The sequence below is a fragment of the Nocardioides marinisabuli genome (genome assembly GCF_013466785.1).
In the GTDB taxonomy this organism is placed as follows: Bacteria; Actinomycetota; Actinomycetes; order Propionibacteriales; family Nocardioidaceae; genus Nocardioides; species Nocardioides marinisabuli.
Genome location: NZ_CP059163.1, coordinates 3,536,245 through 3,556,818, shown reverse-complemented (window position 1 = coordinate 3,556,818; position 20,574 = coordinate 3,536,245). Strand labels below are relative to the sequence as shown.

General features: G+C 73.6%; 19 protein-coding genes and 2 pseudogenes. 3 read left to right on the top strand and 18 right to left on the bottom strand.

The window, feature by feature from the left end:
* Positions 1-112: 112 nt before the first annotated feature.
* Genes H0S66_RS17085 through argC form a run of 10 tightly spaced genes read right to left on the bottom strand, consistent with a single transcriptional unit; the run spans position 113 to position 9,914 of the window.
* Entirely contained in the window at positions 113-748 is a 636-nt protein-coding gene (locus tag H0S66_RS17085) for a DNA-3-methyladenine glycosylase (protein ID WP_420846877.1), read from the bottom strand.
* Complete coding sequence (argH, locus tag H0S66_RS17080) at positions 732-2,174, bottom strand: argininosuccinate lyase (RefSeq protein ID WP_179616436.1); 1,443 nt, start codon at positions 2,172-2,174, stop codon at positions 732-734. The genes H0S66_RS17085 and argH overlap by 17 nt, the downstream gene beginning before the upstream one ends.
* Positions 2,171-2,644: an NUDIX hydrolase gene (locus tag H0S66_RS17075; RefSeq protein WP_179616435.1), complete on the bottom strand. Its 474-nt coding sequence runs from the start codon at positions 2,642-2,644 to the stop codon at positions 2,171-2,173. Before H0S66_RS17075 ends, argH begins: the two co-directional genes overlap by 4 nt.
* A gap of 13 nt (positions 2,645-2,657) precedes the next feature.
* Positions 2,658-4,091: an argininosuccinate synthase gene (gene argG / locus H0S66_RS17070; protein ID WP_179616434.1), complete on the bottom strand. Its 1,434-nt coding sequence runs from the start codon at positions 4,089-4,091 to the stop codon at positions 2,658-2,660.
* On the bottom strand, positions 4,088-4,645 hold the full coding sequence (locus tag H0S66_RS17065) for an arginine repressor (protein WP_430540715.1): 558 nt from the start codon (positions 4,643-4,645) through the stop codon (positions 4,088-4,090). The genes argG and H0S66_RS17065 overlap by 4 nt, the downstream gene beginning before the upstream one ends.
* Positions 4,642-5,592 (bottom strand): ornithine carbamoyltransferase, encoded by a 951-nt coding sequence (gene argF, locus H0S66_RS17060; RefSeq protein ID WP_179616433.1) that lies wholly within the window; start codon positions 5,590-5,592, stop codon positions 4,642-4,644. Before argF ends, H0S66_RS17065 begins: the two co-directional genes overlap by 4 nt.
* Complete coding sequence (locus tag H0S66_RS17055) at positions 5,592-6,719, bottom strand: acetylornithine transaminase (RefSeq protein WP_179617483.1); 1,128 nt, start codon at positions 6,717-6,719, stop codon at positions 5,592-5,594. The genes argF and H0S66_RS17055 overlap by 1 nt, the downstream gene beginning before the upstream one ends.
* 47 nt (positions 6,720-6,766) lie before the next feature.
* Complete coding sequence (gene argB, locus H0S66_RS17050) at positions 6,767-7,699, bottom strand: acetylglutamate kinase (protein ID WP_179617484.1); 933 nt, start codon at positions 7,697-7,699, stop codon at positions 6,767-6,769.
* Positions 7,700-7,725: 26 nt separating this feature from the next.
* Entirely contained in the window at positions 7,726-8,877 is a 1,152-nt protein-coding gene (gene argJ / locus H0S66_RS17045; protein WP_179616432.1) for a bifunctional glutamate N-acetyltransferase/amino-acid acetyltransferase ArgJ, read from the bottom strand.
* Entirely contained in the window at positions 8,877-9,914 is a 1,038-nt protein-coding gene (argC, locus tag H0S66_RS17040) for an N-acetyl-gamma-glutamyl-phosphate reductase (protein WP_179616431.1), read from the bottom strand. The genes argJ and argC overlap by 1 nt, the downstream gene beginning before the upstream one ends.
* A gap of 96 nt (positions 9,915-10,010) precedes the next feature.
* Here argC and H0S66_RS17035 point away from each other — a divergent pair, with 96 nt between their 5' ends.
* Complete coding sequence (locus H0S66_RS17035) at positions 10,011-10,817, top strand: maleylpyruvate isomerase family mycothiol-dependent enzyme (RefSeq protein ID WP_179616430.1); 807 nt, start codon at positions 10,011-10,013, stop codon at positions 10,815-10,817.
* A gap of 161 nt (positions 10,818-10,978) precedes the next feature.
* Here H0S66_RS17035 and pheT read toward each other — a convergent pair.
* From pheT to H0S66_RS16995, 8 genes and pseudogenes are all read right to left on the bottom strand, one after another.
* Positions 10,979-13,459, bottom strand: a pseudogene (gene pheT / locus H0S66_RS17030) (phenylalanine--tRNA ligase subunit beta).
* 6 nt (positions 13,460-13,465) lie between these two features.
* Positions 13,466-14,560, bottom strand: a pseudogene (pheS, locus tag H0S66_RS17025) (phenylalanine--tRNA ligase subunit alpha).
* A gap of 52 nt (positions 14,561-14,612) precedes the next feature.
* Positions 14,613-15,668, bottom strand: coding sequence for a sensor histidine kinase (locus tag H0S66_RS17020; protein ID WP_179616427.1), 1,056 nt, complete (start codon positions 15,666-15,668; stop codon positions 14,613-14,615).
* A gap of 45 nt (positions 15,669-15,713) precedes the next feature.
* Positions 15,714-16,430, bottom strand: a complete 717-nt coding sequence (locus tag H0S66_RS17015) for a TrmH family RNA methyltransferase (protein ID WP_420873738.1) — start codon at positions 16,428-16,430, stop codon at positions 15,714-15,716.
* A gap of 107 nt (positions 16,431-16,537) precedes the next feature.
* Positions 16,538-16,930, bottom strand: a complete 393-nt coding sequence (gene rplT, locus H0S66_RS17010; protein ID WP_179616426.1) for a 50S ribosomal protein L20 — start codon at positions 16,928-16,930, stop codon at positions 16,538-16,540.
* 83 nt (positions 16,931-17,013) lie between these two features.
* The gene (gene rpmI, locus H0S66_RS17005; RefSeq protein ID WP_179616425.1) at positions 17,014-17,208 is read right to left on the bottom strand and encodes a 50S ribosomal protein L35; all 195 of its coding nucleotides are present in this window, start codon (positions 17,206-17,208) and stop codon (positions 17,014-17,016) included.
* A 67-nt stretch (positions 17,209-17,275) separates the two neighbouring features.
* Positions 17,276-18,049, bottom strand: coding sequence for a translation initiation factor IF-3 (gene infC, locus H0S66_RS17000; RefSeq protein ID WP_179616424.1), 774 nt, complete (start codon positions 18,047-18,049; stop codon positions 17,276-17,278).
* A gap of 247 nt (positions 18,050-18,296) precedes the next feature.
* Positions 18,297-18,818 (bottom strand): SseB family protein, encoded by a 522-nt coding sequence (locus H0S66_RS16995; RefSeq protein WP_179616423.1) that lies wholly within the window; start codon positions 18,816-18,818, stop codon positions 18,297-18,299.
* Between the two features lie 74 nt (positions 18,819-18,892).
* Between H0S66_RS16995 and H0S66_RS16990 the strand changes: the two genes are divergently transcribed.
* Both H0S66_RS16990 and H0S66_RS16985 read left to right on the top strand, forming a co-directional pair.
* The gene (locus H0S66_RS16990) at positions 18,893-19,324 is read left to right on the top strand and encodes a hypothetical protein (RefSeq protein ID WP_218876360.1); all 432 of its coding nucleotides are present in this window, start codon (positions 18,893-18,895) and stop codon (positions 19,322-19,324) included.
* Positions 19,324-20,574, top strand: coding sequence for an amino acid deaminase/aldolase (locus H0S66_RS16985; RefSeq protein WP_179616422.1), 1,251 nt, complete (start codon positions 19,324-19,326; stop codon positions 20,572-20,574). The genes H0S66_RS16990 and H0S66_RS16985 overlap by 1 nt, the downstream gene beginning before the upstream one ends.

The window sequence follows — 20,574 nt, the reverse complement described above, 5'->3', positions numbered from 1 at the left end:
GCCTCAGCCACTCGGTTTCGACCCTCTGGGCCGCGAGTGGAGCTGCGTGCTCCGGCGAGAAGGAACATTACACACGGGTGGACGGACGCCAAAATCGGGTGGTCGCAACCCCCTAGCGGCGGCCTCCGGGCCCCGTCGACGGAGCCGGTCGCGCTGCCGCCGGCCGGTAGGTCGACACGCTCGGCTCCCCCGGCAGCCAGAACCGCCAGGGGCGCTCGGGTGCGCCGCGGAGACCTACCCGCGGTCCGCTCTCCCAGTGCTCGGGCGCCGGCCCCGGCTCCAGGGTGACCGGCCCGGCCACCAGGTCGCTGCCCCCGTGCTCGAGCGTGATCGCCAGGGCCTGGCACAGGCGGGCCGGTCCCCTGGTCAGGTCGCGCTCGCTGGAGCGGGGGCGCCGGGCCCGGGCGACGTCGTGGCCCTCGACCACCTCGCCGGCGCGCAGCAGCACGGCCGCTGCCCGGCCCTCGTGGCCCACCACCACGTTGGCGCACACGTGCATGCCGTAGCTGAAGTAGGTGTAGAGCCGCCCAGCCGGGCCGAACATCACCTCGGTGCGCGGGGTCGGGCCGCGGTAGGCGTGCGAGCCGGGGTCGTCCTCACCGGCGTACGCCTCGACCTCGGTCAGCCGCAGCGCGACCTCGCCGTGGCGGAGGACGGCACCGAGGAGCCGCGGTGCGACCTCCTCCGGGGCACCGTCCAGGAGCGGCAGCAGCCCTGCCGGCCCAGGCTGCTCAGGCGAGGCGGCCACGCAGGACGCCCGCCCGGGCCACCAGCTCGTCGAGCTGCTCGCGCACCCGCACCGGGGCGGTGCCGCCCCGACCGTCGCGCGAGGCCACCGAGCCCGGCGCGGTGAGGACCTCGCGCACCTGCGGCGTCAGGGCCGGCGAGATCTCCTCGAACTGCTCGTCGGTGAGCTCGTTCAGCTCGATGCCGAGCTCCTCGCAGCGGCGTACGCACGCACCGGCGACCTCGTGGGCGATGCGGAACGGCACGTTCTGGCGCACCAGCCACTCGGCGACGTCGGTGGCCAGGGAGAACCCCTGGGGGGCCAGCTCACCGGTGCGCTCGGCGTCGAACTCGAGCGTGGCGACCATGCCGGTGAAGGCCGGGAGCAGCACCTCGAGGGTGTAGACGGAGTCGAAGACCGGCTCCTTGTCCTCCTGCAGGTCGCGGTTGTAGGCCAGCGGCAGCGCCTTGAGGGTGGCCATCAGGCCGGTCAGGTTGCCGACCAGGCGCCCCGCCTTGCCGCGTGCCAGCTCGGCGATGTCGGGGTTCTTCTTCTGCGGCATGATGCTCGACCCGGTCGACCAGGAGTCGTGCAGCGTCACGAACCCGAACTCCTTGGTGGCCCACAGGATGACCTCCTCGGCCAGCCGGCTCACGTCGATGCCGACCTGGGCGGCGACGAAGGCCAGCTCGGCCACGAAGTCACGCGCCGACGTGCCGTCGATGGAGTTGGCGCTGGAGCCGGTGAACCCGAGCTCGGCGGCCACGAGGGTCGGGTCGAGGCCCAGGCTCTGCCCCGCCAGCGCACCCGAGCCGTACGGCGAGTCGCCGGCCACGCGCGCGTCCCAGTCGGCCAGCCGGTCGACGTCGCGCAGCAGCGGCCAGGCGTGCGCCATCAGGTGGTGGGACAGCAGCACCGGCTGGGCGTGCTGCAGGTGCGTGCGCCCGGGCATGATCGTCGGCTCCGTGCCGCCGTCGCCCAGGTGCGTGCGGGCCTGCTGGGCCAGCGCGTCGACCAGGTCGAGGACCTGGCCGGCCACGACCCGGGCGTGGTCGCGCAGGAAGACCTTGAAGAGCGTCGCGATCTGGTCGTTGCGCGAGCGCCCGGCCCGCAGTCGACCGCCCACGTCGGGGCCGACCTCCTCGAGCAGCAGCCGCTCGAGCGCACCGTGGACGTCCTCGTCGGAGGGGTCGGGGCGCAGGTCGCCGGCGGCGTACCGCTCCCCCAGCACCCCGAGGCCGCGCAGCAGCTCGGCGTGGTCGGCGTCGGTGAGCAGCCCGGCGCGGTGCAGCGCGTTGGCGTGGGCCCGCGACCCGGCCAGGTCGTAGGGCGTGAGCCGCCAGTCGAAGTGCGTCGAGCGCGAGAGCGCCTCGAGCTCCGGCGAGGGGCCCCCGGCGAAGCGGCCACCCCAGAGCTTGCCGGTGTTGGTCGCATCCTGCTTCGTCATGCTGGTGCTGCTCCTCTCGCCGCGTCGATCGCGGCGCTCATGATCTCAGGCAGGTCGGGGGCCACGAGCCGCCCGTCGGCGGCGACGCCCTGCGGCGTCCACCACCGGGCCTCCATGACGTTGCCGACCTCCCCCGGCTCGAGGTGCTCGAAGGTGATCGAGACCTCGCGCTCCAGGTGCAGCGCGAAGAAGGTCGAGTCGCCGATGAACGCCCGGCCGTCGTAGGTGAAGTGGCGCCGGTCGCGGTGGAAGGGACCCACCAGCGCCTGCGCGGGGACCACCACGCCGGTCTCCTCGCGCAGCTCGCGCAGGGCGGCGGCGACGTGGTCCTCCCCCGGGTCGAGCGCGCCGCCGATGGTGCCCCAGCGCAGCTCCCCCGGCCGCCCGGGGTCCTGGTCGAGCAGCAGCAGGCACTCGCCCACCGGGCTGACCGGGAGCACCCGGGCGGTCGCGCGGAGCACGGGGTCCATCAGCAAGCACCCATCAGTCGGTGCCGGACTCCATCGCGGCGGCGTCGAGCGCCTCGTCGTCGATCTCGTCGGCCGAGCGCGGGTTCTGGGTGATCCGGTCGTAGCCGCCGGGCTCGATCTCGCCGTAGAGCGTGCCGTTCTCGACCAGCACCTGGCCCTGGTCGAGCGGCTGGTCGGCGTACAGCTCGAGCTTGGCGCGGCTGTCGGCGATGTCGAGGTTGCGCATCGTGAGCTGCCCGATCCGGTCGAGCGGGCCGAACGCGGCGTTCTCGGTGCGCTCCATCGACAGCTTGTCGGGGTGGTAGGAGAACGACGGGCCGTCGGTGGAGACGATCGTGTAGTCCTCGCCCCGGCGCAGCCGCAGCACCACCTCACCGGTGACCAGCGAGGCCACCCAGCGCTGCATCGCCTCGCGGATCATCAGCGCCTGCGGGTCGAGCCAGCGGCCCTCGTACATCAGCCGGCCCAGGCGGCGGCCGTCGTTGTGGAAGGAGGCGATCGTGTCCTCGTTGTGGATCGCGTTGAGCAGCCGCTCGTAGGCGATCCACAGCAGCGCCATGCCCGGCGCCTCGTAGATGCCGCGCGACTTCGCCTCGATGATGCGGTTCTCGATCTGGTCGGACATGCCCAGGCCGTGGCGACCACCGATGGCGTTCGCCTCGTGCACCAGCGCGACCGGGTCGTCGAAGCGCACCCCGTTGATGGCGACCGGGCGGCCGGCCTCGTAGCTGATGGTGACGTCCTCGGTGGGGATCTCCACCTCGGGGTCCCAGAACTTCACGCCCATGATCGGCTCGACCACCTCGAGGGAGGTGTCGAGGTGCTCGAGGGTCTTGGCCTCGTGGGTGGCGCCCCAGATGTTGGCGTCGGTGGAGTAGGCCTTCTCCTTGGAGTCGCGGTAGGGCAGGCCGTGCTCGGTGAGCCACTGGCTCATCTCGTCGCGCCCGCCGAGCTCGTGGACGAAGTCGGCGTCGAGCCAGGGCTTGTAGATGCGCAGGTCTGGGTTGGCCAGCAGCCCGTACCGGTAGAACCGCTCGATGTCGTTGCCCTTGAAGGTCGAGCCGTCGCCCCAGATGTCGACGCCGTCCTCGTGCATGGCGCGCACCAGCATCGTGCCGGTGACCGCGCGGCCCAGCGGCGTGGTGTTGAAGTAGGTGCGCCCGCCCGAGCGGATGTGGAAGGCGCCGCAGGCGATCGCGGCGAAGCCCTCCTCGACCAGCTGGGTGCGGCAGTCGACGGCACGGGCGATCTCGGCGCCGTACTCCTTGGCCCGGCCGGGGACGCCGGAGATGTCGGGCTCGTCGTACTGGCCGATGTCGGCGGTGTAGGTGCACGGGACCGCGCCCTTGTCGCGCATCCACGCGACGGCGACGGAGGTGTCAAGACCTCCGGAGAACGCGATGCCCACGCGCTCCCCCTTGGGCAGCGTGGTCAGGACCTTGCTCATGGGTGCTCCTCGATCTGGGGGGTGGTGAAGGTCGGGTCGTACGTCGGGTGGTCGGCCATCTCGAGGAAGCGGCGCGCGAGGGCGTCTCCCCCGGTCGGCTCGCGACCGATGACCAGGACGGTGTCGTCGCCGGCGATGGTGCCCAGGACGTCGGGGAACTCGGCCTTGTCGAAGGCCGAGCCGAGGAACTGCGCGGCCCCCGGGGGCGTGCGCAGGACCACGAGGTTGGCCGTGGCGTCGGCGCTGACGAGCAGCTCGGCGCACAGCCGGGCCAGGCGCGCACGCCCGGCCGAGGAGTCGGTCGGGGCGACCGGTCGGCGGTCGCCGCCCTCGGCGGGCACCGCGTAGACCAGGGCACCGGAGGCGGCGCGGACCTTGACGGCCTCGAGCTCGACGAGGTCGCGCGAGAGCGTGGCCTGGGTGACCCGCACGCCGCTCTCGGCGAGCAGCAGCGCCAGCTCGCCCTGGGAGTGCACCTCGTGGGTGCTCACCAGCTCGACGATGCGCTGGTGGCGCGCGTTCTTGGTGGTGGGGCGCATCGCGAACTCGGTCACGTGACACCTCCGACCGCGGGCTGCCCACCGTCGGCGAGCAGGAAGGCCAGCACCGCCTTCTGCGCGTGCCGGCGGTTCTCGGCCTCGTCCCAGACCGCGCTCTGCGGACCCTCGAGCACCTCGGCGGCGATCTCCTTGCCCCGGTAGGCCGGCAGGCAGTGCAGCACGACGGCGTCGGGGGCGGCGTGGGCGAGCAGCTCGGTGGTCAGCGACCAGTCGGCGAAGACCGCCTCGCGCGCCTGCTCCTCGCTCTCCTTGCCCATCGAGATCCAGGTGTCGGTGACCACGACGTCGGCCCCGCTGACCGCCTTGACGGGGTCGGGCTCGGCGGTGGCGGAGCCGCCGGTGACGGACCCGATCTCGGCGGCCCGCTCCAGCATCTCGGTGCGCGGCATGAAGCCCTCGGGGGCGCTGACCCGCACGTGCATGCCGGCGGTGGCGCCTGCCAGCAGCCAGGAGTTGCCCATGTTGCAGGCGGCGTCGCCGACGAAGGCGACGCTCAGGCCGGCGAGCCGACCGCGCTGCTCACGCACGGTGAGCAGGTCGGCGATCAGCTGGCAGGGGTGGAAGTCGTCGGTCAGCGCGTTGACCACCGGCACGCCGGCGTGCGCGGCCATCAGCTCGAGGTCGGACTGGTGGAAGGTGCGCCAGACCACGACCGAGACCTGGCGGCCCAGCACCCGGGCGACGTCCTCCACCGACTCGCGGATCCCGATGCCGGCCAGCTTGCCCTCGACCAGCATCGGGTTGCCGCCGAGCTCGGCGATGCCGGCGCCGAAGGAGGTCTGGGTGCGCAGCGTCGGCTTGTCGAAGATCATCGCGACCGACTGCGGGCCCGCGAGCGGCTTGGCGTCGTACGGCGCCCGCTTCATCGCCGCCGCCAGGTCCAGGACCCGGGCCTGCTCGTCGGGGGTGAGGTCGTCGTCGCGCAGGAAGTGGCGCGCCATCAGGTGCCGGCCTTGTCGAGGATCGCCGGCCAGGCGGCCAGGAACCCCTCGACGTCGGCGTCGGTGAGCACCAGCGGCGGGGCCAGGCGGATCCGGTTCGGCGTCGGCATGTTGACGATGTAGCCGGCCTCCTGGGCCGCGTCGACGACCGCGCCCGCGGTGTCGCTGACCAGGTCGAGGCCGATCAGCAGTCCGTGGCCGCGCACCTCGGTGACCCGCGGGTCGGCCGCCAGCCCCTCGCGCAGGCGCTCGCCGGCGCGGCGGGCGTGCTCGAGGAGCCCCTCGGACTCCACGGTGCGGATGACGGCCAGCGCGGCGGCGCAGGCCACCGGGCTCCCGCCGAAGGTGGTGCCGTGGTTGCCGGGCTCGAGCAGGTCGGCGGCCCGGCCGAGACCGACCACGGCCCCGATCGGGTAGCCGCCGCCCAGGCCCTTGGCCAGGGTCAGCACGTCGGGGACGACCTGGCCGGCGTGGGCGAACCACTCGCCGGTGCGGCCCATGCCGGTCTGCACCTCGTCGAGCCACAGCAGCGCGCCGGACTCGTCGGCCAGCGCCCGGGCCGCCTGCAGGTAGCCCTCCGGGGCCGGGACGACGCCCGCCTCGCCCTGGATGGGCTCGAGGAGGATGGCCGCGGTGGCGTCGGTGACGGCCTCGCGCAGCGCGTCGGCGTCGCCGTACGGCACGAAGGTGACGTGACCGGGCAGCGGCTCGAACGGCTCGCGGTAGGCGGCCTTCGAGGTCAGCGCGAGCGCGCCCATGGTGCGCCCGTGGAAGCCGCCCTCGGCGACGACGACGTGGGTGCGACCGGTGCGCCGGGTCAGCTTGAAGGCCGCCTCGTTGGCCTCGGCGCCGGAGTTGGCCAGGAAGACCTTGCCCGGGCCGGCGCCGACGAGGCGCAGCAGCGTCTCGGCGAGCTCGACCTGCGGGCCGGAGGTGAAGAAGTTGGAGATGTGGCCCAGCGTCGACATCTGCTCGGTGACCGCGGCGACCAGCGCCGGGTGGGCGTGGCCGAGCGTGTTGACCGCGATCCCGCCGAGCAGGTCGACGTACTCCTTGCCGTCGGCGTCCCACACGTGGGCGCCCTCGCCGCGCACCAGCGCCAGCTTGGGCGGCCCAAAGGTGTTCATCAGCGCCTGGGAGTAGCGCTCCCCCAGGCCCTGGTTGGAGGAGGTGCTCACTTGCGCACCGCCTTCGACCGCGCCTTGCGCACCTTCGTCTCCACGCCGGGCAGCACCTGGGTGCCCACGCCCTCGTTGGTGAAGAGCTCCAGCAGCACGGCGTGCTTCTCGCGGCCGTCGACCACGGTGGCGCGCGGGACGCCCTCGGCGACCGCCTTGCGGCAGGCCTCCATCTTGGGCACCATCCCGCTGGCCAGGCTCGGCATCATGTCGGCGAGCGCCTCGGGGCTGATCTCGTAGATCACGTCGTCGCTGTCGGGCCAGTCGCGGAACAGTCCCTCGACGTCGGTCAGGACCAGGAGCTTCTCGGCGCCCAGGGCGACCGCGAGCGCCGCGGCGGCGGTGTCGGCGTTGACGTTGTGCACCAGGCCGTCGACGTCCGGGGCGACGCTGGAGACCACCGGGATGCGGCCGGCCTCGATCAGGTCGCGCACCGCCTCGGGGCGCACCTTGGCGACCTCGCCGACCAGGCCGAGGTCGACCTCCTCGCCGTCGACGATGGTGTTGGCGGGCTCGGCGGTGAAGAGCCCGGCGTCCTCGCCGGACAGGCCGACGGCCAGCGGGCCGTGCTCGTTGATCAGCCCGACCAGCTCGCGCTGGACCTTGCCGACGAGCACCATGCGCACGACGTCCATCGCCTCGGGCGTGGTCACCCGCAGCCCGCCGCGGAACTCGGACTTGATGTCGAGCTTGTCGAGCATCGCCGAGATCTGCGGGCCGCCGCCGTGCACGACGACGGGCCGGAAGCCGGCGAAGCGCAGGAACGCGATGTCCTCGGCGAAGGCCTGCTTGAGCGTGTCGTCGGTCATCGCGTTGCCGCCGTACTTCACCACCACGACCTTGCCGTGGTAGCGCTTGAGCCACGGCAGGGCGTCGGAGAGGATCTCCGCCTTGTCGGGGTCGGCGGGCGGGACCTCGCTACGGATCATCTGGTCGGGGTCGTTCGCAGGAGTGCTCATGAGGAGTAGGCGCTGTTCTCGTGGACGTAGGCGTGGGTCAGGTCGTTGGTCCAGACGGTCGCCCGCTCGGACCCGGACTTCAGGTCGATCGTCACGCTGACCTCGCGCGGCGTCAGGTCGACGCTCTCGGGGTCGGCGTGGGGGGTGGACTGCCGGCAGACCCAGACGCCGTTCATGGCGACGTCGAGGTCGGCGGGGTCGAAGGTGGCGTCGGTGGTGCCGATGCTGGCCAGCACGCGCCCCCAGTTGGGGTCGTTGCCGAAGATCGCGGCCTTGAAGAGGTTGGAGCGGGCCACGCTGCGGCCCACCTCCACGGCCTCGTCCTCGGTGGCGGCGTTGAGCGTGGTGATCGCGATCTCGTGGTCGGCGCCCTCGGCGTCCTTGAGCAGCTGCATGGCCAGGTCGGTGCAGACCTGGGTCAGCGCCGCGGCGAAGTCGTCGGGGCTGGGCGTGATGCCGCTGGCGCCGCTGGCCAGCACGGTCACCGTGTCGTTGGTCGACATGCAGCCGTCGGAGTCGAGCCGGTCGAAGGAGACCCGGGTCGCGGCGCGCAGCGCGGTGTCGAGCTCGTCCGCGGGCACCACGGCGTCGGTGGTGATCACCACGAGCATCGTGGCCAGCTGGGGCGCGAGCATGCCGGCGCCCTTGGCCATGCCGCCGATGCTCCAGCCGGCGCCCTCGACCACGACCTGCTTGCTCACCGAGTCGGTGGTCATGATCGCCTCGGCCGCGTCGTTGCCGCCCTCGGGCGACAGGGCGCCGTACGCCGCGTCGACGCCGGCGAGCACCTGCTCGCGGTCGTTGGTGAGCCCGATCAGGCCGGTCGAGCAGACGACCACGTCGCCGGCGCCGATGCCGACGTGCTCGGCGACCCGCTCCGCCACGGCGTGCGTGGTCTGGAAGCCCTCGGGGCCGGTGTAGCAGTTGGCGCCGCCGGAGTTGAGGACGACCGCCTTGACGGTGCCGTCCTTGACGACCTCCTGGCTCCACAGGATCGGGTTGGCCTTGCAGCGGTTGGCGGTGAAGACCGACGCGGAGTCGAAGCGCGGGCCGTGGTTGACGACCAGCGCGACGTCCTTGGCGCCGGTCGACTTCAGGCCGGCGGGGACGCCCGCGGCGGTGAAGCCCTGGGGGGTGGTGATGCTCATCAGGGTGCCAGTCCGATCGTGGTCAGGCCCGTGCCCTCGTCGAGGCCGAGCGCGAGGTTCATGCACTGGACGGCGGCGCCGCCGGTGCCCTTGGCGAGGTTGTCGACGGCGCCGACGGCGACCAGGCGCCCGGCGGTCTCGTCGACGGTCACCTGCAGGTGCACGGCGTTGGAACCGGTCACCGACTTGGTCTGGGGCCACTGCCCGGCGGGCAGCAGGTGCACGAACGGCTCGTCGGCGTAGGCCTCGGCGTACACCTCGTGGGCCTGCTCGGCGCTCACCTCGCCGACGAGGTCGGCCGAGCAGGTGGCCAGGATGCCGCGCGGCATCGGGACCAGCAGCGGGGTGAAGCTGACCGCCACGGTGCCCTCGACCAGCGCGGAGAGGTTCTGGGTGATCTCGGGGGTGTGGCGGTGGGTGCCGCCGACGCCGTACGCGCTGGCGTTGCCCATGATCTCGGAGCCCAGCAGGTGGGCCTTGGCGGCCTTGCCGGCGCCGCTGGTGCCGCTGGCGGCGACCACCGAGACCCGCGGCTCGACGAGCCCGGCGGCCACGGCCGGCGCCAGGCTGAGCGTCGAGACGGTCGGGTAGCAGCCGGGGACGGCGATCCGGCGCGCGCCGCGCAGCACGTCGCGCTGGCCGGGCAGCTCGGGCATCCCGTAGGGCCAGGTGCCGGCGTGCTCGCCGCCGTAGAACTTCTCCCACTCCCCCGCGTCGCGCAGGCGGAAGTCGGCGCCGCAGTCGATGACGACGGTGTCGTCGCCGAGCTGGGCCGCGACCTCGCCGGACTGGCCGTGGGGCAGGGCGAGGAAGACGACGTCGTGGCCGCTGAGGACCTCGATCGTGGTGGGCTCGAGCACCCGGTCGGCCAGTGGCACCAGGTGCGGCTGCAGGGCGCCCAGGGGCTGCCCGGCGTTGGACGCGCCGGTCAGCGCACCGATCTCGACCTCGGGGTGGGCCAGCAGCAGCCGCAGGACTTCACCCCCGGCGTACCCGCTCGCTCCGGCCACGGCCACTCGCACTCTCGCCATATGCATGACTATACGCAGACCTGCATGTTCATGTGCAAGTGGGGGTCGGGTGCGGCGGGAAACAGCTGGCCGACGGCGGCGGCGCGGCCTAGGTTCGCGGGCATGGCACTCGCACCCCTTGACTACTTGGCTCACCTGCAACGTGAGTCAACCCGCTTCCGCGAGGTGCTCGCCACCACCCCTGCGGACGCGCGGGTGCCCGGCTGCCCGGACTGGTCGGCCGCCGACCTGCTGTGGCACCTCGCCGAGGTGCAGTGGTTCTGGGCCGAGGTGGTGCGGACGCGGCCCTCGGCGCCCGTCGAGGACGCGCCCGGGCCCGAGCGCCCGGCGTCGTACGACGCGCTGCTCGCGGCCTTCGACCAGCACAGCGCCGCCCTGCTCGCGCAGCTGCGGAGCGCCGACCCCGCCGACCCGGCCTGGACCTGGTCGAGCGAGCAGACGGTCGGCTTCACCTACCGCCGCCAGGCGCTCGAGGCGCTGGTGCACCGCGTCGACGCCGAGCAGACCGCCGGTCGGGCGAGCCCCATCGACCCTGAACTGGCCGCGGACGGGGTGCTCGAGGCGCTCGACGTGATGTTCGGCGGCACCCCGCCCTGGGGCCGCTTCGACGGCGCGGGCCAGCACGTGCGGGTCGACTGCACCGACACCGGCGACCGGGTCTGGGTCGAGCTGGGCCGCTTCACCGGCACCGACCCGCGCACCGCCACGTCGTACGACGAGACCGACATCGGCGTGGTCGCCGACCCCGGCCGGGCCCCGGACGCGGTGGTCGCCGGGCCCGCCACCCTCCTGCTCACCTGGCTGTGGCGGCGTACCGACCGAGACGACCCGGCCGCCGGCCCCGACGTCTCCGGCGACCCCGACGTGCACGCCCGCTTCGCCGCGGTCGTGGACCAGCCCCTCACCTGACCAGGCCCATACTTCGCGCCGACCCGGCCCAAACTTCGCGCTGACCCGGCCCGAATCTCGCAGTGACCCGGCCGAGTTCGACGGCGGGTCGATCTCAGCCGGGTCGACGTGAGATCTGGGACGGGTCAGCGCGAGATTTGGGACGGGTCAGCGCGGGTGGGTCAGCGCTGGGTGGCCCCGGTGCGCTCGGCGGCCAGCGCGACGGCGGCGTCGCGGGCGGCCGCGGCCTCGCCCTCGACGAGAGGTGCGGTCGTGGGCGCGCAGCCGCAGCGCGAAGGCCAGCGACTTGCGGCCCTCGCCGACCTGGTCGCCGGCGTAGACGTCGAAGAGGCGCACCGACTCGAGCAGCTCGCCGGCCCCCTCGCGCAGCGCCGCCTCGACGTCCCCGGCCGGGACCGAGGCGTCGACGACCAGGGCGACGTCCTCCTTGGCCACCGGGTAGGTCGAGAAGACCGGGGCCGGGCGCAGGTCGACCGCGCGCTCCAGCAGCAGGTCGAGGTCGACCTCGGCGGCCACCGAGCGCGGCGGCAGCCCGAAGGCGGCGCAGACCCGCGGGTGCAGCTCGCCGGCGTGACGACGACGACGCCGTCGACGACCAGCTCGGCGCAGCGGCCGGGGTGCCAGGGCGCCAGGGCGGTCGAGCGGGTCTGCAGCGGAAGGCCCAGCGCGTCGCCCACGCCACGGACGGCCTCGACGGCGTCCGACCAGTCGACGTGGCGACCGGTGCCCCACCAGCCGGAGGCGTCGGCCTCGCCGACGGCGACCAGGCCGAGGTGGGTCGGCTGGGCCGGCAGCGCCTTCTCGAGCTCCTCGAGCTCGGCGTCGGTCGGGCGCCGGTCGACGGGCAGGATCGGGGCCGGGCCGCTGCCGCGGGGCGCGGTGACCGGGGCGCTCTCGAACAGCGCGAACGAGGTGGTGCCGTGCCCGACGTTCTTGGCGGCGGCGCGCAGCAGACCGGGCAGCAGCGTGCTGGTCATGTACGGCGCCTCGGCGCTGAGCGGGTTGCTCAGCCGCAGCAGGCTGCGCCGGTCGTCGTCGGCGTCGAGACCGAGCAGGTCGAGCTCCTCGACCCCGATGAAGGGGAAGGTGAGCACCTCGACGAAGCCCTGGCCGGCCATGGTGCGACCGACGCGTCGGCGCAGGCGCTGCTCACGGGTCAGGCCGCGCCCCGACGGGGGCGTCGGGAGCACCGAGGGCACCTTGTCGTAGCCGACGACCCGCACGACCTCCTCGGAGAAGTCCTGGGCGTCGGTCAGGTCGGGGCGCCACGGTGGCGGGGTGACGGCGAGGGCGTCGCCGTCCTCGACGACGTCGCAGCCCACGGCACGCAGGTGCGCGACGGCGGTCTCGTCGTCGATCGGCATGCCGCTGACCCGGCGGGCCAGGCCCGCGTCGAGGCGCACCGCCTCGCGGGGGCGAGGGGCGCCGACGACGGTGACGCCGGGCTCCGCCGTCGCCCCGCCGTACGTCGTCAGCAGCTCGACCACGCGGTCGGCCGCCGGCTCGCAGGTGGTCGGGTCGGCGCCGCGCTCGTTGCGCTTGCCGGCCTCGGAGGAGATCTTGTGGCGCTTGCCGGTGCGGAACATCGCGACCGGCTCCCAGTGGGCGGCCTCGACCAGGACGCGGGTGGTGGTCGCGGACATCTCGGTGGCCTCGCCGCCCATCACGCCGCCCAGGCCGATGACCCCGGAGTCGTCGGTGACGACGAGGTCCTCGGGGGTCAGGTCGCGCCGGGTGCCGTCGAGGGTGGTGAGCCGCTCGCCCTCGCGGGCCCGGCGCACCCGCACGGTGCCCTGCACCTTGTCGAGGTCGTAGCCGTGGATCGGTCGACCGGTCTCGAGCATCACGTAGTTGGTGATGTCGACGGCCAGCGAGATCGGGCGCATGCCGGCCATCCGCAGCCGGTCGGCGATGAAGGCGGGGGTCTCGGCGGTCGGGTCGAAGCCGCTGACGGTGCGCGCGACGAAGACGGGGCAGCCCTCGGGGTCGTCGACCTCGACGGGGTGGCCGGCGTCGTCGGCCGGGGGCAGGTCGCGCTCGACCGGGTCGCGGAACGGCGCGTCGAAGCCGAGCGCGGCCTCGCGGGCGATGCCGCGCAGCGACAGGGCGTAGGCCCGGTCGGGGTTGATCTCGAACTCGATGATCTCCTCGTCGAAGCCGAGCAGCGGGCGCACGTCCTGGCCCGGCTCCCCGGCGTCGGGCGGGAGCACGATGATGCCGTCGTGGTCGGTGCCGAGGCCCAGCTCGGCGGCCGAGCAGATCATCCCGGCCGAGACGTGGCCGTAGGTCTTGCGGGCGCTGATCGCGAACCCGCCCGGCAGCACTCCCCCGGGCAGCACGGCGACGACGAGGTCGCCGGGCGCGAAGTTGTGGGCGCCGCAGACGATGCCCTGGGGCTCGCCGGAGCCGTTGGCCTCGCCCACGTCGACGGTGCACCAGTTGATGGTCTTGCCGTTCTTCTGCGGCTCGGGCTCCATGGTGAGCACGCGGCCCACCACCAGGGGGCCGGTGATCTCCTCACCGGGGCGCTCGATCGCCTCGAGCTTGAGCCCGAGCATGGTCAGTCGGTCGGTGAGCTCCTCGGTGCCCACCTCGGCGGGCAGGTCGACGTGCTCACGGATCCAGGAGACGGGTGCCTTCATGATTCCTCAGATCTCGGTTCCGAACGCGGCGCTGAAGCGGACGTCGCCCTCGAAGAGCGGTCGCAGGTCCTCCAGGCCGTGGCGGAACATGAACGAGCGGTCGATGCCCATGCCGAACGCGAAGCCGCTGTAGACCTCGGGGTCGACGCCGCAGGCGGTCAGGACGCGCGGGTTGACCACGCCGCAGCCGCCCCACTCGATCCAGCCCTCACCGCGGCAGGTGCGGCAGGACTCGGCGTCGACGCCGCGGCACACGAAGCAGCGCACGTCGACCTCGGCCGACGGCTCGGTGAAGGGGAAGTACGACGGGCGGAAGCGGGTGTCGATGCCGTCGCCGAAGAGCTGCCCGGCGAAGTGGTCGAGGGTGCCCTTGAGGTGCGCCATGGTGATGCCCTCGTCGACCACGAGGCCCTCGACCTGGTGGGAACATCGGGCTGTGCGTGGCGTCGTACTCGTCGGTGCGGAAGACCCGGCCCGGGCAGACCACGTAGATCGGGGGCGTGCGAGCATGGTGCGCGCCTGCACCGGCGAGGTCTGGGTGCGCAGCACGACGTGGTGGTCGGCCGGCTCGGTCCAGAAGGTGTCCTGCATGGTGCGCGCCGGGTGGTCGGGGCCCAGGTTGAGGGCGTCGAAGTTGAGCCACTCCGCCTCGACGACGGGACCCTCGGCGACCTCCCAGCCCATGGCCACGAACAGGTCGGCGATCAGCTCGGACTGCAGGGTCAGCGGGTGCCGGCCGCCGGCGCGGCGCCGGTCGGTGGGCAGCGTGACGTCGACGGTCTCCTCGACGAGCATCCGCTCCTCGTGCTCGGCCTCGAGCACGACCTGCCGCGCGGCGAGCGCGGTGCCGACGTCCTTGCGCGCCTTGCCGATGCGCTGCCCGGCCTCCTTGCGTGCCTGCGGGGGCAGGGCGCCGATCTCGCGGTTCGCCAGCGCCAGGGGTGAGCGGTCGCCGGCGTGCTCGAGGCGCACCTGCTTGAGCGACTCGAGGTCGCTCGCCTGCTCGATCGCGGCGATCGCGGCGTCGCGCGACGCCTCGACCTCCTCCGCCTGGAGCGGGGTGACCTCGACGGGGTCGTAATCGGTGTTCGGGCCCGACATCACTGCCTCTCGCTGGTAGCTCGGGCGCAGTCTACGGACGACCGCGCCCGACTCAGGCCTCGGGACCGACCGGCCAGGTCACCTGCACCCGCGCTCCCCCGCCGGGTGCGTCGGCGATCGTCACCGAGCCGCCGTGGGCGCGGGTCAGCCCACCCACGATGTACATGCCCAGGCCGGAGCCGCCGCGCGCGCCGCTCTTCCAGAACTTGGTGAACACGCGCCGCCGCAGCTCCTCGGGGATGCCCTCGCCCTCGTCGTCGACGGTGACCCGCACCGCGACCCCCGCCTCGGCGCCGCCGGGCGCCACGGCCTCGAGGTGCACCCGCACGGTGCCGTCGCCGTGGCGCACCGCGTTCTCGACCAGGTTGGTCACCACCTGGGACAGCTTGTCGGGGTCGGCGAGCACGTCGGGCAGGTCGCCGGGCTCCTCGAGGACCACCGGGCGCGAGGTCGCGGCCTGCACCGAGGTCACCACCCGGCCCACGATCGTGGCGACGTCGGTGGGCCGGGGGTAGAGCTGGAGGCGGCCGGTGTCGATGCGGGCGACGTCGAGGAGCTCGGCGATGAGCCGGCTCAACCGGTCGGAGTCGGAGCTGACGGTGGTCAGCATCAGCTTCTTCTGGTCGTCGTTGAGCTTGTCCCACCGGTTCAGCAGCGCCTGCACGAACCCCTTCACACCGGTCAGCGGGGAGCGCAGCTCGTGGGCCACGGTGGCGACCAGGTCGGAGCGCTCGCGGTCGAGGCGGGCCCGGCCGCGGCCCGAGCGCAGGGTGACCGCGACCCGGTCGACCGGGTCGCGCAGCGAGGTGCGGTGGATGCGGGCGGCGACGAGCACCTCGCTGCCGTCGGGCAGCAGCCACGGCTGCTCGGGGACGGCGGTGCGGGTCGCCAGGCCCTCGTACGGCGTGTTGCAGGCGCACCACGACGCGCCCTCACGGTCCTGGAGCCGCAGGACGTCGGGCAGCGGGCGCCCGGGGGCCTCGTCGGCATCGATGCCGAGCATCCGCGCGGCCGGCGCCGAGACCAGGCGCACCAGCCCGTCGCCGCCGGCGAGGACCACGCCGTCGGGCAGGTCGTCGAGCACGGCCCGGGCCGGGTGAGGAGACATGGCCCCACCCTAGGAGAGCCCTGACCCCGCGGACAGTGCGTCCGGTCAGGTACGACGCTGGGTGCGGGCGGTCTCGTAGAGGCACAGCGCCGCCGCGGTGGAGAGGTTGAGGCTCTCGGCGCGACCGTGGATCGGGATCGAGACCCGGTGGTCGGCCAGTGCCGCCAGCTCGTCGGGCAGGCCCCAGGCCTCGTTGCCGAAGAGCCAGGCCACGGGCCCCTCCAGCGGGGCGGTGCCGTAGAGGTCGCGCTCACCGGCGCCGTCAGCGGCCAGGACGGCCAGGCCGGCGCCCTGCAGCTCGCGCACCGCGGCCGCGGCGTCGGGGGCGACGACGACGGGCAGGTGGAACAGCGAGCCGACCGAGGCCCGCACCGTCTTGGGTTGTAGGCGTCGACCGAGCTGCCGGCCAGCACGACCGCGTCGGCGCCGGCGGCGTCGGCGCAGCGGATCACGGTGCCGGCGTTTGCCGGGGTCGCGCACGTCGGCGCAGACCGCGACCAGGCGCGGACCCGTGGCGAGCACCGACGCGAGGTCGGTGTCGAGGAAGCGGCACACCCCGACCAGCCCGGCGGGGCTGACGGCGTCGCTGAGCGAGGCCAGCGCCCGCTCCTCGACCGGGGTCCAGGCGGCGCCGGACTCCTGCGCGGCGCGGGCCAGCTCGGCGTACCGCTCGGTGGCCGCCGGGGTCGCGAAGACCTCGACCAGCAGCCCGGGCACCTCGAGGGCGCCCTCGACCGCCTTGGGGCCGTCAGCGAGGAACAGCCGCCGCTCGGAACGGACCGAGCGGCGGCTGAGCCTGCGTGCGTCCTTGACGCGGGCGTTGCCCGCGACGAGGGGAGCCGAGGGGCCCGAGGGGCCCCAGGAGGTGGTCAGGCCGAGGCCTCCGCCTTGGGCGCGTTGACGTCCTCGGGCAGGGCGTTCTTGGCGGTCTCGACCAGGACGTTGAACGCCGCGATGTCGTTGACGGCCAGGTCGGCCAGGATCTTGCGGTCGACCTCGACGCCGGCCAGGTTGAGGCCCTGGATGAAGCGGTTGTAGGTCATGCCCTGGGCACGGGCCGCAGCGTTGATCCGCTGGATCCACAGCTTGCGGAAGTTGCCCTTGTTCTTGCGCCGGTCGTTGTAGTTGTAGACCAGGGAGTGGGTGACCTGCTCCTTGGCCTTGCGGTACAGGCGCGAGCGCTGGCCGCGGTAGCCGCTGGCCCGCTCGAGGGTGGTACGACGCTTCTTCTGGGCGTTCACTGCGCGCTTGACGCGTGCCATGGTGTCTCCTTGGTGCTCTGCCGACCGGTGTGGTCGACGTCAGGGCCGTGTCGCCGGCCCGGTGGTTGACGGGTGGGCGAGGCTCAGATGCCGAGCATCTTCTTGGCGCGCGCGGTGTCGGCCTTGGCCACCTCGACGGTGCCGGTCATGCGGCGCGTGACCTTCGAGGGCTTCTTCTCGAGGTTGTGGCGCTTGCCGGCCTTCTCGCGAAGGATCTTGCCGGAGCCGGTCACGCGGAAGCGCTTGCCGGCGCCGGAGTGGCTCTTGTTCTTGGGCATCTGTGTCTCTCTCTCGTTGCGTGCTGCGGCAGTTCGGGGCGGGACCCGGACGGGTCCCGGGCGGCGCTCAGGCCTCGATCTCGGGATCGAGGTTCTCGGAGCGACCGCGCTCCTTCTTGGGGGCTGCCTGGCGACCGGCGTTGCGCTCGGTGCGCTCGGCGCGCTCCTCGGCCTCCTCGGCGGCGCGCTCGGCGGCCTTGGCCTCCTTGGCGGCCTTGTGCTCGACCTTGGCCTCGGCCTTCTTCTTGTGCGGGCCCAGGACCATGGTCATGTTGCGGCCGTCCTGCTTGGGCGAGGACTCCACGAAGCCGAGCTCGGTGACGTCCTCGGCCAGCTTCTGCAGCAGCCGGAAGCCCAGCTCGGGGCGGTGCTGCTCGCGGCCGCGGAACATGATCGTGATCTTGACCTTGTCGCCGGCGTTGAGGAACCGGACCACGTGACCCTTCTTGGTCTCGTAGTCGTGCGAGTCGATCTTGGGACGAAGCTTCATCTCCTTGATGATCACGTTCGTCTGGTTGCGCCGCGCCTCGCGGGCCTTCTGGGCGTTCTCGTACTTGAACTTCCCGTAGTCCATGAGCTTGCAGACCGGGGGGCGGGCCATCGGGGCGATCTCGACGAGGTCGAGGTCAGCCTCCTGGGCAAGGCGCAGCGCGTCGGCGGTGGGAACGATGCCGACGGTCTCGCCGCTGGGGCCAACGAGGCGGACCTCCTGGACGCGGATCCGGTCGTTGATTCGAAGCTCGGTGCTGATGTGTCCTCCTGGTGGGGATGTCCTCGGAGGTCCTTGTGCCGTCCCGGCCGTGGAAGAGGGCCGGAAATGAACAAAGGCTTCCGCTTGCAAGCAGCGGAAGCCAGTCGCGACACGTCCCCCCTACGCGGGGTTCCACATCTACGGGAGTGCACGGGTGCGCTCCCGGGACCGGACCCGACGACCTGTGGTGCTGGCGGTCGATGCGGGTGGGAGACGATCGTGCCTGGCCTCCGCTTGAGGACCGGCGCGACGTGCACCCTCGCGAGCGCATGACGAACCGGTCGGTCGAGACCAGACTCTAGCCGAGACCGCGCCGTGCGCCCAAACCCCGTCGGGCTCAGCCCTCGCCGGGTCGCAGCCAGCCGATGCCCGTGCCGAGCCGCACCGGGCGCCACCCGGCCCCGAGCGCCTCGAGGTCGCCGCCCTGCACCACCAGCCGCGCGGGGCCGGCCACGTCGACGAGCAGCGCCGCTGCACCCTCCTGCACCGCGGCCTGGGCGGCGTACGGCGCGGTGACCGGCACCGGGCGTGCCTGCGGGTCCCAGGCGGTCATCGCCTCGGTGCCGGTGAAGGAGAGCAGGGCGGTGCGGCCGTCGGCGCCGGTGAGCAGCACCGCGGCCATGTCGCTGGTCTTGTCGTGGGCCAGGCCGTGCTCGTCGATCTCGACCTCGCCGAGCAGCGCCACCACCGGCACCAGCAGGCGCGCGGTGCGCAGCGCGTCGAGGCAGGCCAGGTAGGTGTCGGGGTCGCGCGGGGCGGCGTCGTACGCCGCCAGCGCGGCGGCGAGCGCCGGCTCGGCCCCACCGGTGTCGCCGGGGAAGCCCGGGCCCGCGAGCAGGCGCTGGTGCTGGTCGTCCACGTCCCCATCATCCCCGGCCCGTCCCGGGGCCGCACCAGCGGGCGCGTGCTGGCGTCCTGTGACAGGCTGGAGGCATGGACGAGGCCGCCTGGACCGCGCTCGCGATCACCCTGACCGTCGTGGGCGGTCTCGTCACGGTCTGGGCCTGGCGCAGCCGCGGGGCGGTGACCGCGCTGCGCGCCGCGGCGCTGACGCTGCTGGTGCCGGCGGCGTACCTGACCGGGACGCTGGAGATGTTCACCCGCATCGTCGACGCGGTCGGCGACTGGGCCTTCGGCCTGGTGCTGAGCCCGGTCGTGTGGATCGGCGCGGCCCTGGCCGGCACCTCGGTGCTGCTGATGGTCGCCGCGGGCCTGCTGTCCCGCCGGGCACCGCGCCGGCGCGAGGTCGCACCGCCGAGCGGCGAGGCACCCCCGCAGGTCGACCGGGCGGGCAAGGGCAAGCCCGCCATCGACGACGACCTGGCCGACATCGAGGCCCTGCTGCGCAAGCGCGGCATCTCCTGATGGGTCGCGGCACCGGCCCGGGCGACCCGGGCAGCGCAGCGGCGCGCAGCCGGCTCTGGGCGCGGCTGGACGCCGCGGTGCGCGGGCTGGCTGCTCCCCCGTCGACGCCGCTGCTGGTGGTCGACCTCGACGCCGTCGACGCCAACGCCGCCGACCTCGAGCGCCGCGCCGGCGGCACGCCGCTGCGCCTGGCCTCGAAGTCGGTGCGGGTGCCGGCGCTGATGCGCCGCGCCCTGGCCCGCGACGGCTTCCACGGCGTGCTGGCCTACACCCTGGCCGAGGCGCTGTGGCTGGAGGAGCACGAGGTCGCCGACGACCTGCTGGTGGCCTACCCCACCGTCGACCGGGCCGCCCTGGGCGAGCTGGTGGTCTCGCCCCGCGCCGCGGCCCGGGTCACGCTGATGGTCGACGACGTGGCCCACCTCGACGTCGTCGACTCGGTGCGCTCCTCGCGAGCGGTGCCGGTGCGGGTCGCCATCGACGTCGACGCCGGCCTGCAGGTCGGCGGGCGCCACGTGGGCCCCAAGCGCTCGCCGCTGCGCGACGCCGCCGGCGTGCTCGCCCTGGCCCGCGAGGTCGTGGCCCGCCCCGGCTTCACCCTCGTCGGGGCGATGACCTACGAGGGCCAGGTCGCCGGGGTGCCCGACGACGTGCCCACCGCCCGGGCCCGCTCGCTGGCGGTGCGCCGGCTCAAGTCCGCGTCGGTGGCCCAGCTCGGCGAGCGGCGCCGGGCGGTGCGCGACGCGCTGGTCGACCTCGTCGGCCCCGACGGCCTCGAGCTGTGGAACGCCGGCGGCTCCGGGTCGGTCGAGGCCAGCGCCGCCGACCCGGTCGTCACCGAGGTCGCGGCCGGCTCGGGGCTGCTGGTGCCGACGCTGTTCGACCACTACCGCTCCTTCGAGCCGCGACCCGCCGCCTTCTTCGGGCTGCCGGTGACCCGGCGCCCCTCCCCCGACGTCGCGACCGTCCACGGCGGCGGCCTGGTCGCCTCGGGCGCGGCCGGCGCCGACCGGCTGCCGACCCCGTGGGCCCCGCCCGGCCTGCGCCTGACCGGGCTCGAGGGCGCCGGCGAGGTGCAGACCCCGCTGGTCGGCCCGTCGGCCCCGATGCTCGCGATCGGCGACCTGGTCTGGTTCCGCCACGCCAAGTCGGGCGAGCTCTTCGAGCACGCGCGCACGGTCCACCTGCTCTCCGGGGACCGCTTCGTCGAGGAGGTGGAGACCTACCGTGGCCTCGGTCTCGCCTTCTGA

Excerpts from the sequence above, each read along its gene's own strand:
- H0S66_RS17055 (WP_179617483.1), bottom strand. The coding sequence starts at position 6,719 with ATGAACACCTTTGGGCCGCCCAAGCTGGCGCTGGTGCGCGGCGAGGGC.
- H0S66_RS17075 (WP_179616435.1), bottom strand. The coding sequence starts at position 2,644 with ATGGACCCCGTGCTCCGCGCGACCGCCCGGGTGCTCCCGGTCAGCCCG.
- H0S66_RS16985 (WP_179616422.1), top strand. The coding sequence starts at position 19,324 with ATGGGTCGCGGCACCGGCCCGGGCGACCCGGGCAGCGCAGCGGCGCGC.
- rplT (WP_179616426.1), bottom strand. The coding sequence starts at position 16,930 with ATGGCACGCGTCAAGCGCGCAGTGAACGCCCAGAAGAAGCGTCGTACC.
- argF (WP_179616433.1), bottom strand. The coding sequence starts at position 5,592 with ATGGCGCGCCACTTCCTGCGCGACGACGACCTCACCCCCGACGAGCAG.
- argG (WP_179616434.1), bottom strand. The coding sequence starts at position 4,091 with ATGAGCAAGGTCCTGACCACGCTGCCCAAGGGGGAGCGCGTGGGCATC.
- argJ (WP_179616432.1), bottom strand. The coding sequence starts at position 8,877 with ATGAGCATCACCACCCCCCAGGGCTTCACCGCCGCGGGCGTCCCCGCC.
- H0S66_RS17035 (WP_179616430.1), top strand. The coding sequence starts at position 10,011 with ATGGCACTCGCACCCCTTGACTACTTGGCTCACCTGCAACGTGAGTCA.
- argC (WP_179616431.1), bottom strand. The coding sequence starts at position 9,914 with ATGCATATGGCGAGAGTGCGAGTGGCCGTGGCCGGAGCGAGCGGGTAC.
- H0S66_RS16990 (WP_218876360.1), top strand. The coding sequence starts at position 18,893 with ATGGACGAGGCCGCCTGGACCGCGCTCGCGATCACCCTGACCGTCGTG.
- argB (WP_179617484.1), bottom strand. The coding sequence starts at position 7,699 with ATGATCCGTAGCGAGGTCCCGCCCGCCGACCCCGACAAGGCGGAGATC.
- H0S66_RS17020 (WP_179616427.1), bottom strand. The coding sequence starts at position 15,668 with ATGTCTCCTCACCCGGCCCGGGCCGTGCTCGACGACCTGCCCGACGGC.
- argH (WP_179616436.1), bottom strand. The coding sequence starts at position 2,174 with ATGACGAAGCAGGATGCGACCAACACCGGCAAGCTCTGGGGTGGCCGC.
- rpmI (WP_179616425.1), bottom strand. The coding sequence starts at position 17,208 with ATGCCCAAGAACAAGAGCCACTCCGGCGCCGGCAAGCGCTTCCGCGTG.